General features: G+C 54.8%; 12 protein-coding genes, 1 tRNA gene and 2 pseudogenes. 8 read left to right on the top strand and 7 right to left on the bottom strand.

The genetic code is table 11. The annotated features are described in order from the left end of the window. A pseudogene (locus H7F08_RS13360) lies at nt 1-153 on the top strand (IS256 family transposase); the annotation flags it as partial. Nucleotides 154-228: 75 nt separating this feature from the next. Continuing rightward, a complete protein-coding gene (locus H7F08_RS13365; RefSeq protein ID WP_153940430.1) occupies nt 229-609 on the top strand; it encodes a hypothetical protein in 381 nt (126 codons plus the stop codon). 16 nt (nt 610-625) lie between these two features. Here H7F08_RS13365 and H7F08_RS13370 read toward each other — a convergent pair whose 3' ends face one another. Continuing rightward, entirely contained in the window at nt 626-1360 is a 735-nt protein-coding gene (locus H7F08_RS13370; RefSeq protein ID WP_081576820.1) for an SDR family oxidoreductase, read from the bottom strand. A 133-nt stretch (nt 1361-1493) separates the two neighbouring features. Between H7F08_RS13370 and H7F08_RS15560 the strand changes: the two are divergent. Beyond that, a pseudogene (locus H7F08_RS15560) lies at nt 1494-1646 on the top strand (IS5/IS1182 family transposase); the annotation flags it as partial. 176 nt (nt 1647-1822) lie between these two features. Here H7F08_RS15560 and H7F08_RS13375 read toward each other — a convergent pair. The 3 genes from H7F08_RS13375 to H7F08_RS13385 form a co-directional block, all read right to left on the bottom strand. Continuing rightward, nucleotides 1823-2299 (bottom strand): cupin domain-containing protein, encoded by a 477-nt coding sequence (locus tag H7F08_RS13375; RefSeq protein WP_081577182.1) that lies wholly within the window; start codon nt 2297-2299, stop codon nt 1823-1825. A gap of 366 nt (nt 2300-2665) precedes the next feature. Beyond that, a complete protein-coding gene (locus H7F08_RS13380) occupies nt 2666-2923 on the bottom strand; it encodes a hypothetical protein (protein WP_081577181.1) in 258 nt (85 codons plus the stop codon). A 92-nt stretch (nt 2924-3015) separates the two neighbouring features. After that, nucleotides 3016-3097 (bottom strand) — tRNA-Arg (locus H7F08_RS13385). Between the two features lie 517 nt (nt 3098-3614). Here H7F08_RS13385 and H7F08_RS13390 point away from each other — a divergent pair. Continuing rightward, on the top strand, nt 3615-4169 hold the full coding sequence (locus H7F08_RS13390) for a hypothetical protein (protein ID WP_193640795.1): 555 nt from the start codon (nt 3615-3617) through the stop codon (nt 4167-4169). Further along, nucleotides 4166-7684: a hypothetical protein gene (locus H7F08_RS13395; RefSeq protein WP_193640796.1), complete on the top strand. Its 3519-nt coding sequence runs from the start codon at nt 4166-4168 to the stop codon at nt 7682-7684. The genes H7F08_RS13390 and H7F08_RS13395 overlap by 4 nt, the downstream gene beginning before the upstream one ends. A 598-nt stretch (nt 7685-8282) precedes the next feature. Here the strand turns inward: H7F08_RS13395 and H7F08_RS13400 are convergent. Together H7F08_RS13400 and H7F08_RS13405 are read right to left on the bottom strand one after the other, a co-directional pair. Next, nucleotides 8283-9212, bottom strand: a complete 930-nt coding sequence (locus tag H7F08_RS13400; protein WP_193640797.1) for a hypothetical protein — start codon at nt 9210-9212, stop codon at nt 8283-8285. A 3-nt stretch (nt 9213-9215) separates the two neighbouring features. Further along, nucleotides 9216-9992: an antA/AntB antirepressor family protein gene (locus H7F08_RS13405; protein WP_193640798.1), complete on the bottom strand. Its 777-nt coding sequence runs from the start codon at nt 9990-9992 to the stop codon at nt 9216-9218. 560 nt (nt 9993-10552) lie between these two features. On the opposite strand from H7F08_RS13405, the gene H7F08_RS13410 reads away from it, so the two are divergent. Further along, nucleotides 10553-10813: a plasmid mobilization protein gene (locus H7F08_RS13410; protein WP_193640799.1), complete on the top strand. Its 261-nt coding sequence runs from the start codon at nt 10553-10555 to the stop codon at nt 10811-10813. Then, entirely contained in the window at nt 10810-12792 is a 1983-nt protein-coding gene (traI, locus tag H7F08_RS13415; protein ID WP_193640800.1) for a TraI/MobA(P) family conjugative relaxase, read from the top strand. The genes H7F08_RS13410 and traI overlap by 4 nt, the downstream gene beginning before the upstream one ends. A 162-nt stretch (nt 12793-12954) precedes the next feature. On the opposite strand, the gene H7F08_RS13420 is transcribed toward traI, so the two are convergent. Beyond that, on the bottom strand, nt 12955-14031 hold the full coding sequence (locus tag H7F08_RS13420) for a CRISPR-associated endonuclease Cas3'' (protein ID WP_193640801.1): 1077 nt from the start codon (nt 14029-14031) through the stop codon (nt 12955-12957). A 413-nt stretch (nt 14032-14444) separates the two neighbouring features. Here H7F08_RS13420 and H7F08_RS13425 point away from each other — a divergent pair. Beyond that, nucleotides 14445-15188, top strand: a 744-nt coding sequence (locus tag H7F08_RS13425) for a DUF6444 domain-containing protein (RefSeq protein WP_193640802.1), incomplete at its 3' end; no start/stop codon positions are given.

Here is a 15188-nt window from a genome sequence, read left to right on the forward strand (position 1 = left end):
GGTGGGCTCGGAGATGTGTATAAGAGACAGGAAAAACGCTGGATTGGGATTTATGCTCCAGAGAAAGTCCTGCAGCTTTTTGCAGGGGTGAAATTTATCGATGGCATACCGGCTAACCTCACCCTGCCGGATGATCAACAGACCGCCGCCTGATCTATGTCAGAAAATGCTCATACACCAGATTTGACTATAGCTCTGAATACCCATGTGGGAAGCAACTGAACCCAAATGAAACAATCCCTGCGTATCACCCTTGCTACTGCACTCCCGGCGGTAGTTCTTGCGTGTATCGCGTGCGTGAGCAATCAGGCTCTGGCCAATACCACGCCTGCGCAAACCCTCGCTCCGTCTGCTGCGACTTCAGGAGTGGCCGTCGTGGACGGGCGGTTAGTCGTGGCTGGAACCAATCAATTATTTATACCGCGAGGATTCACCTCGGTTTCCTTGGCCTATCCCACGCAGTACGCTGCCACTTTATGTAGTAGCCATTTTCGTGCCTCTCCCGCAGCAACTAATCTTCAGGAAGCGCAGGCAGCTATAACGGCAACAGCAGCGCAGGCCTTATTGTTATCTTGTGTATGCAATCGAGTTGATGGGATTGATCTTTAATTTCAGCCGAACTTCCCTATGGCACGATTTGCTTGACAGGACGAACCAGAATTTCTTCGACAAGCACATGAGCCGGTTGAGCAAAACTGTATACGAGAGCCTGGGCAACATCATCTGCATGGAGAGCCTCCAGGGACTCTCGTCTTTTGTGCATGCTCTCCTCGGAAACATTAAAACCCCATTCTGTCCAGACTGCACCCGGCTCAATGAGTGCCACCCGAATACCTTCCGGCCCGAGCTCCTTACGTAAGGCGTCATGAAAGCCGACTACCGCAAATTTGGTCGCATTATAAACTGACCAACCAGGAAGACCGTAGCGACCACCCACGCTGGAAACCGTCGAAATCATTGCCCCGGGCCTCCCTCTAAGTAAGGGTATAGCTGCATGTGTACAGCGGAGCACTCCGTACAAATTGGCATCAATCATTTCTTCCCATTCATGCGGTTTACTATCAGCAAACTCAGCGTGATAACCGAGACCAGCATTATTGAATAGCAAATCAATTCCATTAAAATGATTTCCAACAGCTTCAAACAAATGAAGCACTTCCTCCGGTTTTCGCAAGTCAGCAGGCATCACCAAAGCGGTATCGCCAATTTCCTGGGCCAGTTTTTCTAAGCGCTCGCGACGACGAGCTACCAGGACTACATGCATACCCTCGGCCGCAAGCAGTCTGGCGCTAGCCTCACCAATTCCACTGGATGCTCCAGTGACAACAGCAACCCTACCTTTTAAATCTTGCATTTTCATGAAATAACCTCTCAACATGGGGAATTTATATACCGTCCAGTTGGTATTAACCGTAGTCAAGGTAAACCGTTTCGTCAAGCTGGGATGGCTTTTGTGACGCAAGATTTGATCTCGTTGGTCTTGAAAATTAGCGCTGAAAGGCAGAGCTCATCAGAAACTGGATCAGTTGGACGAACCGCTCCTGCGGATTGACTCCTGTATCGACTTTACGGCACTGGCAGCACAGGTGGATGGCGCGGCTCCTCGACCGGTGAGTCCCCAGGGTGGTCGCCCGCCTTATACAACTCCTTTTTCACAGGACGAAAGTTTCCTGCCAAATGACCATTTACACAAAAATTCTTACACCCCCGACGGTGAATAATTTGAGGATAGCAACCTCAAAAGAGGTGCCGATCGCTCGCTGGTCTGGGCTGCATACCGATATCGTCGCAGCAGGAAAACGGGCTTGTTCGATAGCCCCGCCTACAAGTAATGGCGTAACGCAGCCATCTCTCCTTCAAAGTGGAGAACATGGCCTGGAAGATCGCGCACAAACTGAAAGTCTCGAAAATCAAAGCCGGGGGTAACAATGCACCCCATCAGAGAAAAAGCCCCAAGGCTACGGGCACACTGCCAGGCTTTGCCGGGAACAATTGCCTGGAGAATCTGCCCTGCGTCGAGATCATTACCCAGAATGTGTTTCTGAAGATGGTGTGTCTCCGTGTGGTAGATGATCAGCTCCAAGGGGGCGCCCTTGTAAAAATGCCAGAGTTCAGTAGAGGGGATCATATGCCAGCGGGACAATTGATTTACTGCCAGCAGGTAAAAAATGCTGGTCAGGGTAGGGCGATCTCCCTGTGGGGTGCTCACCATTTCTGGCGATGTAAAGTTCCGCCGATACCAACCCCCTTCTGGGTGCGGTTGAAGATCAAGCTGGTGGATGATTTTCTGTGTGGACATGGTTAAGAATAAAAGGCGCTCTTCAACCCAACAGCCTTGCCAAATCTTCTGCTTTCAGATGATTGTATCGTTTTCATCGTCGGTTAGACGGCAATCTCGCGATTGCGGTTGCGCTGGCATTTTCATCTGTAGGCAAGGATTCCCGTGTGGTAAGGGGATGTTCCATTCTTTGATGGCGTGAGTAATTACCCTGGACAGCAAAGCGATTTCGTGTCGCACAGTCTGACTAGAAACCTTGCGTCCAGTTTTTGAACTGACAGTGTTTAACCGTTTGTCCCTGTATTTTGCAATCAAGTCTGGCGTCAATTGCGACAGTGCATATTTCCCTAAGCTGGATTTTTTGAGAATACGGATCACAGATTCCGCTCATTGACGGCTCTTTTTCAAAGGCAGTATTTCACGGGAGTAGCGATCCAGTAAATCGGCAAGGATGGTTGAGTCCGCCAGTCCACGATCCCGCCAGATCCCGCGCATCATTTCAGATTCTGTAACGGCTGCCCATTCTTTGGCTTCAGCTTTGGTTCTGAATGTCTTGACCTGGAGTGGAAATCCCTTGCGTTTGATCTGCGCTTGCCAGCCGATGGTGAAACCGTCCTGGTCTTCGCGTGAGCGGATGGTAGCCATATTTGCCACATCAGTTTGTAACCTACAGTATGGCGTCAGGATGGCATAAATTCATTTTACCAGCAAGGAAAAATTTAACTTATTGTTTTATATGGTGCCCCGAGCGCGAATCGAACGCGCGACCTACCGCTTAGGAGGCGGAATTTTTACAATTTTTTACCGTATTTAAACAACCATATAAATCATAACATATTGAAGACATTGAATTGTCCTGCCCGCCTGTGCCCGCTCATGCCCACCTAATATTTTTATCGGTGTCCAGATATTGTCCAGATTGTCCAGCCACCTGCCCGTGAATCCTCCCAAAATTAAGCCTGGGCTGTAGTCTGGGCTTCATACTCTGCAGCTATGGCCTGCACATCTTGACATGGTGCCTAAACCCTCAATTTTGACCAACCAAGCCCTCTTCGTCACCCTGACGAAAGCCTATCGCCGCCATTCATGTCGAACCCCGACGGGTCTTAAATAAGTATTCGATATTTTGACATGGTTCATGACAGTCGTCTGCATGCTTCCTATCTGCCCTTACAGAATTTTCCAACGGTGCTGCCCCCCGTTCACCAACTTGGCTCTACCATGACGGCAGTTCAGCATCTTGCAGTGTTCGGGGGCTGCCCCTGATCCAGTCGTGGCAAACAGCCGTTGAGGGCAGGGGCAGTATTTCTCTCTAAAAAAGGTTGCCAGTCCGGCCATGCTCTCCGTTGGTAGCAATCTGCATGATCGTCTCCAGCCCAAAAATAAAGATGGGCTGGCGGGCGAAAAACAGCACAAACAGGTCACCGATGGCCATTACCAGATAGAACCTCAATCTGGAGATCGCCTCATGAGTACTGAAAACCTGCTTACCCTTGACGACTTGGCAGTGCGTATCCGCTCCACCGCCAAAACCGTGGCAAATCGTTACTACCGCGCACCAGAAGATTTTCCGCCCGTGCTGAAAGTCCCTGGATGCCGGGGGCCACGGTTCCGTCCGCAAGATGTCGATGTGTGGATTTCCGGTCTTGCGGGCAAGACGGGGAATCGCAGCACTAAGCTTCCACTGTCGGTACCACCACCTTCCGACCATGCAGCTGCGAAGCGCCCGCGCGGTCGCCCAAGGCTCGCCAGCGTCGCGCAAAGGCAAAAAGTGCAATCGGGCCATCAGAAAACGGGGGATCCAGCCCGATCGCAAACAGGTCCGCGATGGCCATTACCAGGGTTAAACGCAGACGATACCCCTATACTGGCCGAAGGCGGCGCGAAATGAGCACCACTTCCAAGGTGCGCCGCCTGGCTAAACAAAGACTGGCAAAAAGAAGAGCGGCCAAAAACCGGTTCGGGCCAGCTCCGAAGTATGGGCCACATGCTCGATTCAATACCGCTGCGCTGGTAGGAGCCACACCCGCCATAGACGGCGAGCCCCCCCTGCAGGAAGCGCCGCACGGACCGATCCCCGTGGGCGACGCCCATTTGTCGCAGGTGCCCACACCAGACCTTCCCGAACCCCCTCCATCCCCCTTCGCAACAACAGGGCTGGCGTCTATCCGCCAGTCCACCGCTACCCGGCGCTGGCTGGCCGCTGCTCCTGCTACGGCTGAACAGATCGCCGACATTGCGCGGTGCCCGCCGGATCAGGCTGAGGCCCTGGCCCAATCACCCTATGCCCCGCGCCAGGACAGCCGGATGCGTCATGGCCAGCCTGTACTCATCTGGCCCTACAAGATCCGTCAAGCGGGTGGCCAGATGGAGTTATCCGCCATTTACCTGCACACACGGGGCCAGATCGGTCAGGATTTTGTGGGCTCCCGCGAAGACGCAGTAACCTCCCGCCGAATACAGGAAGCGGCCCTGTTCACCATTAAGGGCAATCCCAACGCTGCGGGCAAAAGCCGGCATACAGTTTTTCTGACGGCCAGCCCACTGGATGCCATGGCCGCCCATAGGGTCAGCCTCGGCGCTGATATATACGCTGTTTCCACCTCCAGTATTCCCCAATGGCTGATCCATGACTGGACCTATGCCGGAAAGAACCGGATGGTTACCATTGGCCTCACCGAATCTGAAGTGGAAACCATTAAGGACTTCGCTCAAGCGGCAGGCTGGTATGGCATGATCCAGCGCGCTACGGTGGATAGCGTGCTGCCCGATGCCTCGGCAGGTCCGGTCCAGGCCATCACGCACCGCGCCCAGGCCTGGGACATACTCTGCAGCCAGGGCGTCGAAGGTCTAAAACAGCACCTGACCGCGACCACCCTCACGATCTACAAGCCAGAACGACCGGCACCTGGCGCGGCGCCCGACCAGAAACCGGTTCATCAGGCGGTCCAGCGCTTCCTGCAAACCGCACAGCCGACCGGGCAGACCCGGATCGATCGCGACCACTGGTTCAGCAACCTGAAAGACGCCAGCCTGTTTCTGGATGAATGCCTGGATAAAGCCGCTCACCAGCATGTTGTCGGCATTGTTTCTCAACCCGGTCAGGGCAAAACCCACGCCCTGTTATCCCGTATGGTCGAGAACGACAAACCGGAGATGCTGGTAACGCCTACCGTGGATCTGGCCAATGAGGCCTATGCCAAGATCACCGAGATGATGCCAGAGGGTTGCGGCCGCACGGTCCGCCTACATGTTCCCCGCGGACCGGACACATGTGCCCGCTATCCCAAGGTCATGATGCTGCAGGACGCCAGCCGTGGCCCCTACGCGCTGGCCTGCAAAATGGCCGACCTGAATGAAAGCATTCCCGGCGACTGCGAACATGCGGAAACCTGCGAGTATCTGAAGGGGCTGAGACTGGACAGCCGCGCGGATATTCTCATCGCACCACATGCCGCAGGGGTAGGCGACAGCAGTCTTCTTTCCCAGACACAGGAGCCCGTCAGGGATGCGGAAACGGGGGGGTGGGAGAATCCGGAGTCCATTGAGCGCCATATCTCCGTGGATGAGGAAACACCAGCAGCAACTGCCTTGAAGCTCAACCATAAAAATATAGACGACAATATGAATACCCTAATCCACTGGCTTAGTAAGCCTGCCTGGGTGCGGCAGCGCGTAAAGGGTGCGCTGGGTAATGAATTCACGGAAGAGAAGCTACAGAATATCATCGCCGCCCACACGGTTTTCAGGAATGCCCTGGGCGATATGCTGGCAGAGTTTGCCAAGTGGAAAGACCCCGACAAATCGCGCACACCGATTCAGATCAGGATGTCCGGCCCATGGCGCGACTTTGTGGATGCCTACCACAAGCTCCCCAAGGACCTCACCCTGATGGATGGCTCCACGCTGGCCGAACGTCCGGTCCTGAATAACGTGAAGGACGCCCCGATTGTTCCGAAGCAATGGGTGGCAGTGATGGTCGAGGCATTGAAAGACGGTATGGTCTGGATTCACCAGGGCGATCTCGTCATTGGCAAAGAAGGGGGCCTCTGGAAGAACCTCATGAAGCAGGGCGGCCGATATCTGGACGCTTCTATGGCACTAACCCAGAAACAGATCATCACGCACAAGGGAAACTGCGAGGTACACACCATTCCGGTCCACCAGCCTCACCTGAGAGTAGTTCAGGTCCTGGACGGGCAACAGCATGGCAAAGCCGCACTGAAGGGACATGCCCTACCCACTGAGATCAAGCGCTTTCTGTTCGAGTGGAAACGACTGATCACCGCGACCGGCCACTGTGCCGTTGCAGGGCTGATCCACAAAGATATTCATGACCTGATGACCGCCGTCTTTCTCCGTGACCAGCCCGATCCGGATGAGGTCATCCAGAAGGCGCTGGCAGCACTGGAGAAACGCAACCGGCAGCCAGGCAGTAAGGACTGGCAAATCCTGCTCAGAACGCTGGGCATTCCAGATGATCCAGAAAAGACCCGTGCCCAGCTCGACATCACTGTGGACGATGCCTGGATGCTGGGGCACTGGGGAAAAGATGATCGTGGACACAATCGCTGGGAGAAGGCCAAGGCCGGATTTTGCTGGGGCGTACCTTACAGCCCGACGGAAGAGTATCAGATTCAGTACGCGATCCATCGGGTTATCATGGCACGCTACGGCATACATTGGCCGGAGTGGGACGGGTCTGTCACCCGGAGCCAAGTCATCCTGACCAACGGCGGCGAAACGAGGAATACCATCAACTTTCCGCTCCCTACCGTGGCCGAAGCCCGCGCCTTTGTGCTGGATTCGGTCAATGCCCAGATCGCCCAGGGGATCGGCAGGTGGCGCGGTGTACGCCGGACCGCCGAGAACGCGGTGGGAATTTATTTGTTCATGGGGGACTTTCCTGTGGCCGCCGTGGGCCACGATCATATGTTGCCCAACATCGAGTACGTGACCGATTTGGGTAGCAGCATGGCCAAAAAAGCCACAAAAGAAGTGTCCGTCATGCAAGCGATAGGCGAACTGTCACCCGACCAGCGCGTCGTGATGGAAGCTATCCGCGAGGCGGTAAACAACGCCTTTGGCTTTGATCCCGGTGACCGACTGGGGCGGCGGGTCTCGCGTGCCATCACCAACAAGGTCATGGCATATGCCCGGGAGCACCATCTATCCCTGCAGGAAGCCGCAAAGGCGCTGGTGCGCGACATTCAGGACCGGTTCCTGCCGGACCCAAGAGCCTTTCCAGCCGCGACCGACCATTACATGGCGAGGCTCCAGGATCGCGCTCACTGGTGCCGAATGTTCATGGGCACGGGGCCATGGGCCGATGCGGCACTGGCCGTGCTGGACATGCTCTGTGAGGCTACGTTCACGCCCCAACAGCCGGAAGCCCCACCCGGTTAGACGCCAACCCCAGCAACTACGTGAAAATCCTTTCCGGTACCCTCCGGAGAATGTGCCGTACCTGCCGTGCGGTGATTCGTTCCCAATCCCCGGACGAGAGCTATCCCCGCAGGTTTTTGAGTGGGCAGATCGAGTATCTGGGGAGAAATACGGAGACTGTAGGTTCGGTCAGAGATGTGGTGTGTAGATTTGGGAGATGAAGGGATTGCCTTGCCTGTCACTGTGACCACAGCAAACACCCCCGTCTCAGGGCCAAATTAGTAAAAAAAGGGGCCGAGATGGGGGTGCGCTGTTCCATGGAGATATGCTTGGCGGCATGGATGGTGAAGTAGAAGTATGTAGTCCTTAGCGTTGTGACCACCGAGACCTTTGCCACGATCTTCAGAATACCCTTGTCTGCCACCGGTTCGGGATCGCCTGCCGGGAGGGCGTTCTCTGCTTTTCCCTCTTCCACCAGAGGGTCACCAAATCTTCCGATCCTCCGGGCGCTGCGAACATCCCCCTCTTCGGATAAAGCCGCACACGATGTTTTTACTGTCGCCGTTCCGTCGCATCAAAAAAATGTGTGGTTTTTGCCATCGGGGACCTGTTTGTGGTGTCAGGTGCAAACATACCCATCTGGCGCATGAGGTGGTTTCGTCCTGGGGATGAACGTGCTCTTGCGGTCATATGCCTGGAGTACTCCATCGCTGAGGTAGGTTTGGCGGGCCTGTTCGAGTTCTGCTACCAGGTCAGATTCCACTTTGTAATATTCCAGCAAACCCTCCTCAGCGAGGTATGGCAGGATTGCAGGAAACCACAGCGGTGGAATATCGTTATTCCCTATGGCGTCCCAGATTGCGCCATAACGTATTTTTTCCCGATGGGGTGCAGCGAGCTGATACAATCCAAAGGGATTGTTTGATGTTACGGGCGCCTGGTAGCGCAATTGCTTGATGAACCGGTCAGTGCCTGGTAAAAAAAGTTCGTTACGCAAGCGCTGGAGGTTGATCTGCATGGCCTCTGATCGTTCTTCCGGCCTTACAATGGCGCAAATAGGGCGGGGCAGCGTCTCTGGTAACAATTTTACATAGTCAGATAGGTAGCTGACAGAAACGGGCGTTTGTTTTGTTGGTGGATTGGGTTGCGTAGGATTGACGACTTCTCTGTTGGTAAAATTGCTCATAAAGGATGAGCTGGTAATTTTTGGCTTCGCTGCCTCCGTATACGGTCTGTTTGCTGCAATCGATTTTGACTTGTCATAGGCACTCTTGACGATTTTCTGAGCATTCCTTTCTTTGTAATAACCAGTGGTTACGAGCACTTTTACATACACGCTCCGCCGGACATCCGGATAGTTGGCAATGCTACTGGCCAGTCTTTCAGTGAGCGATTGTGTCATTGCTCTTTTAGACATAGTTGGCGATGATGCGGAAGCTGCTGCCTCCTCAAGTTGAGCAGCTATTTCCAACAAGGTGCTTCTCTGCACTTCGTGGGTGTTTCCGTCATTTTTGTTCATCACACCGTGAGTTTTTATTTTCTCATCCATGATTTAGCTCCAAGGTCCATATTTACGGGTTAGAAACGGGGTGACGCTATAGCCGCGTTCGTATATCAGTCCATCTATTGCTCCAGGAAGGCCGATGATGAGTGTCTTTGCGTGCGGCAAGTTGATCACGCGAGTTTCCGGGTCTTGAGTGGACTTTTTAGGCGTCCACACGAAAGCTTCTCGTCCACGCATTTCGATCCAGAGCGGTAAGCCAAAAATATCAGGATGCGGTGGATCTATTTCGCTGTCGGACATGGCGTTGAATCGCCGGGTTTCGAAGCCGATGACGAGGCGCGGCTCCCGCCTGTTGCTCCAGGAATCCATTTTAAACCCCGTTTTAATGGACCCATCGTCACCGACACAACGAATTTCGACATCCTCTGGGAGACACATGCAGATGGGTAGCTCATCCAGTGAAGGGAGATCAGGCGTGCGCCGGAGGTCTTCAAGGACGATGCGCTCGCACTCGATGAAGTACAGACGGGCCTGCCGTCCACGGTCGTTGTTCTGGACCATCGCCAGTTGTTTCGCCATGTCGATGGTGAGGTGGTATTCGTCGGTTGGACGTCCGCCTTCCTGGGGGTTTTTGCGTTTTTCCGCAAAAACCTCAAAATCCACGCCCTCTACGAAGCCGTATTTGGTGATGAGATGTTTGATCCAGTTTGTAAATGCCCACCGAACCCCCAGAAAGTCATGCAAATCGCGGGCGTTGCATAGCTGTTGGGCGCGTCCCTGAATGGTGCCTTCGGTGACAGGTATCAAAGTGGTATGGCTGTTCATGAAGTTTTCTCCAGTTGAAGAGCAAGATTGCTCTCTACCTGGTAATGGCCATCGGGGACCTGTTTTCATTGTTGCGGGTTTGGTGCGTATAGGGTGCGCCTTCGGGGCGGGTCCAGTTCGGATAATGGCGCATAGAGTTCGGGTTTATTACGCATCCAGTAACCATTGGGCGGGTTCCGTTCGCATAGAGTGCACCTTCGGGGCGAGATCCGTTCGGGTGATGGCGCATAGAGTTCGTGTTTGATGCGTGTTCAGTAACTATTGGGCGGGTTTGGTTCGAGTTTGATGCGTTTTTGCCGATACCCTGAACGCTTAGTGATGGGCAGGGTAGGGGTTTGTGGCTACATGGGCACGGCTGCGCCGACCCATGACCCCAAACCCACCTGATCAGGGCAAGCCCCGACACCCCGGCCATTCCGCGCTCCGCTTGTCACACCCCTTCTTTACTTTCCATCGTCCATGCTTCTTTCGCGCTGTGCGGCGATCCATCGAAACGGACCACAAACAGGTCCGCGATGGCCATTACCCGATAGGAATGTCTATCTATCGGGAGAAGCGTCATGACGAATAAAACCACCACGATCCGCGTCCGGGTGACACCTGTCGAACAATCCGTAGCGCAATCCAAAGCGGATGCCTGCGGTTTGTCTTTGTCCGCTTATATACGAAGCGCTATCGATGGCCGCTTGCAGGAACATCGAATCGCCCAGGTCACTTCCGAACTCGTAGACCTTTATGCCTGGCTCCTAAAAGAAGATCAGGCAGAGTCTGCTCGCCGGGTTCTGGCGATGACGTACCGACTGAAAGGGGATTCCCAATGATTGGTAAAGTCGGCAAGTCTCGGGCCGGGAGCAAATCGGGCAGCCCGAGTGCGTTCGGCGCTGTAGTGAATTACATCGCCCGAGAAGCAGACCACAAAGGGAGAGCGATTACTCCGGGCGACATCGGGGTGATGAATTTAAGCACGCCAGCCGACCATCTGGACCTCGCTGTTTTGCTGATGGATAACGCCGCATCCGGAACCCTGCGCAACGGCAGATTCAAAGGTGATCCGGTCTATCACCTGATTTTGTCCTGGCGGGCAGAAGACATCCCGAAGCCAGACCAGATCAAGGATTGTGTCCAGCACACCTTAAAAGCCTTGGGCATGCAGGATTGCCAGGCCGTTTGGGCGATTCATCGAGATACGGACGATGATCATGTCCACATCGTCGTGAACCGGGTGCATCCTGAAAAGCATACAGTTGTGGGTCCACCCCGCCGCGACTACTTCATCATTGATCAGGCCATGCGGGAACTGGAGATTCGGCACGGCTTTGCGCGGGACAACGGCCCGAACATCACCGTGGACGGCAAGGACGGACCGCAGATCGTGCGCATGTCGCGCAAGGAGCGGCTGGAGAAGGGCTTGCTGACAAGTGGGGATGCGCACGGCCCGCGCCTGACTCAGGCAGCCAAAGCCGCAGAGCGGAGTCAGGGCACGCCGAGCTTTCAGGCATGGGCACAGGACCGACCGGCCCAATTTCTGCGGAATGCGCTACAGCCTGGCACGGGCATTGGCTGGAATGATTTGCACAGTGCTTTGGCTCGTTTCGGCATGGTGATCCAGCCCAAGGGATCGGGCATGGTGGTTTCTACCACCTTAGAGAACGGACGGGTGCTGGCGTGCCCGGTCTCCAAACTCGACCGAAACCTGACGATGATTAAACTGGAGCAGCGCCTGGGCGCATTCACTCCAGCCCAGGCCTTCCCATCACCACCCGCCGTGCATACCTACGAGAAATTCCTGTACGGCACGCAGTCCGGCAAACAGCCGGATGGCCCGGCCCCATACCATGACAAAAACGGGCAGAGAATGATCCGCCGCGCCGAGCGGCAGGCGGAGCGTGAAGATCTGCACGCCCGTTACCAGGCCGCACAGCAGCAAATCAAGAACAATCGCCGGGAGGTCCGGCAGTCTTTGATGGCCCTGCAGAAGTCGGAGCGCGATGTTTTGCAGGCCAACATCAAGGCCAGCAAACCAGCATTCATGGCCAAAGAACATGCCAAAGGCACGACGACACCCACAGCACAATCCTTATGGGCCTTTGAAGCCGCACGCGCAAAAGAGGTGCTACAGAAAAAACACCTGAAACAGCGTCATGCCCTACCGCGCACCATGGTCTGGCGCGACTGGCTGGAACAGCAAGCAGCTGCACCGATCCATGATGAAGCGGCATTGGCCGCCTTGCGCGGCATTCGCTACCGGGAGGGCCACAAGGCCCATCAGGAGAAGAACGGCTTCGAGGGTGAGGAACTGGAAACGCTCAAGCCAATTCTGTCCGGGCTACACCACGAAATCGACCATCGCCGACAACTGATCCATTACCGGAATGAGCACGGTGCAAAGTTGTTCACGGATACCGGCCCACGGATTGAAATCCATGACCGGGCAGAGTCGTCGGTGGAAGCCGCTCTGCGTATCGCCGCGCAGAAGTATGGTGCGCTAGACATCACAGGCAGCGCCGTCTTTCGTGAGCAGGCCGCACGGCAGGCAGCCCGCCTGGGTATTCAGGTCAGGGACAAAGATCTGCAACAATTCTGGCAACAGGAACGACTAGCGATGCAGCCGAAACCTTGCCAGGAACAGGCACCACGACCGCCCCGGCAAGAGCAAAAACAGCATCCCGTGCCCGTGCCCGCGCCAACCATTTTAGATGTTCGGCCAGAAACGAAACCCGCTCAGACGATCCCTGAAGCATCGAAAAAGCAGGCACTCGTCCGCAAGCCACGCCGCCGCGATACAGATATGGAACGTTAGCCGAGTGAGCGACCATAAACAGGTCCTCGATGGCCATTATATGGGTGTATGGAGATGCCCACGCCCGGTTTATAAGCCGGGCGATACTCGCTAATACCGCGCTCAATGCCGCTGGCGCATCAGTTTCAATCCACGCCCGGTTTATAAGCCGGGCGATACACCCTACTCAACCGCCCAAGGAGGGCTAAACGATGTTTCAATCCACGCCCGGTTTATAAGCCGGGCGATACGAATGACATAGATCACCCTGTCCATTTTATGTTCGCGGGCATGGTGCAAGGCGAATCGCAGGCTTGCCAACGTCTTGCCGCCACCGGTCGGCACGGTCAGAGTGTAAATGCCTTGTGTGCGGGATGCACCAGCCAGACAATGGTGCGAAATATCCTGCCGCAGTGCGTCGATAGGATGACGTGCCGTGAAGGCGCTCAAGTGGCTTTCCAAACGCTGGATCAACACCTCCCAGGACTCGTAATTGCCGTGCAACCGCCGCCGCGCAAGACCGGGATGCTCAAAATCGGCGGAGTCGATGCGGTCGGCGTCAATCAGACAACTGAAGAGTGAGCGAACAAGCAGGCCCAGTTGCTGCTGGTAAACCGGGCTTTGCGGGTTGTTGCCCGGAATTTTGCCGAGGATATTTGCGATCCATGCCTGAAATGCCTGTGTTATTTCCGGGCGTGCCACCAAATTCTGTACGGTTGCAAGCAGTTCTTGATTTACCTTGCCCAAGACTTCACTGAGATGGGTTTTATCGCCGGATTTGTTCATCCGCTTGGTGAACGTATCTTCGGCAGGACTACCCACCGACAATGCAAGACAGTCGATCACACCGGAATGATGCGAGGCAATGCACAACGCCATAATCTGCCCAGCAATTTGCGCCAGAGCGTCCTTTTGCGCCAATTCCTGCCAAACCCATTGCGCCCCACTCGTGGAATGATCTATTTTCCCTTTCAGACCAGCAGCATCGACAAATTCTTCGTCCTCATCCTGATTCAGCAAGCCTGTGGCGGACCGGATGTAAGATTGGAAAGCTGTACTGTACTTGCCCAAATCATGAAGCAAACCAAGTAGCTCACCATGAGCAGAAAGACCAAATTTTTCAGCCATCCTTGCAGAAAGCTGGCCAACACCATACAGATGTGATTCCAACGACTGACAAACTTTCCCTTCGCCACGTACATGCGCCACGAACTCAGGCTTTTCAGTTGGTTTCCGCAAAGCATCTGAAGGCTGACCCATATTGGTTCATGCTCCACTTTGGATGATAGAAATCTTGACCGTTTTTTTGAAATCAGCAAGGATTGGCTTGGTGTCTAACGGTGCGGATTGATTCCAGTCTGCACCGTTGTTGGGATCTATCCTGCCTTCGTAGTATTCCTTCTCAGTGAAGATATTCAGGGCTCTTCGCTGTTTTAATGAGTTGATAAAGAGTTTTTTGGCTTTTTAGCCCTCAATTGGCGATAAAGACAATAATTTCGTGGCGGGGTGCCACGCCCTTCCCGCTCTCAAGATCGGCAACTGCAGGCTGATGGCAGGGCGGGAATGACGTCCACTTTCTTATTATAGTTAATTGATGGTAACTGTTCAGGACCCCGTGCTCCACGCTTCGTTTTGATGTAAAATACCGCAAGTTATCAAATCACAAGGACGATATGGACCAGCCTGACCTGAGTGCGATGGATCACGCCGCCAAGGATGATCTGATCCGATTTCTTCTCGCAGAGATCGCGGAATTGAAATCACGCATCACGGCACTCGAAGTCCGCCTGGCCAAAGACAGTCATAATTCCAGCAAGCCGCCTTCCTCAGATGGCCTGCGTAAACCCGCTCCTAAATCCCTGCGCCAGGCGGGGCAGCACCCCAAGGGTGGGCAGAAAGGCCACAAAGGCTCATCGCTCGAACGCGTCTCCGAACCGGATCATGTGGTCATACATCCCTTGCCAGCAACCTGCGATGCCTGTGGCTACCCTCTGGACGCGGCCCATGTATCGGAAGCCCGCCAGGTTTTTGACATCCCGCCGCAGCAGGTTGAAGTCACCGAACATCGCGTCGTGGAAGCACGCTGCACCTGCGGCAAGGTGCACCGGAGCGACTTTCCAGAAGGCGTTACAGCCACCACGCAATATGGTCCGCGGGTACAAGCCATGGCAGTCTATCTCACCCAGCATCATATGTTGCCGATTCTGCGCACTACCCAGATCCTGCGCGATACTTGTGGTGTAACCCTGTCGCCGGGCGCCGTGCAACCGACCCTTGAGCACGATATCGCAGTGCAATTCGAAAATTGTGGCACTCCCGACTTCGTTGAGGTCACCCCCGCAGACCATGGTCGTATCGAAACTCGCCGGATCTGGTGCAGCACAGCGGTCAATGCCTACCTCGGTTTTCCCCACGTC

The sequence above is a fragment of the Acidithiobacillus sp. HP-11 genome, from assembly GCF_015100075.1.
In the GTDB taxonomy this organism is placed as follows: Bacteria; Pseudomonadota; Gammaproteobacteria; order Acidithiobacillales; family Acidithiobacillaceae; genus Acidithiobacillus; species Acidithiobacillus thiooxidans.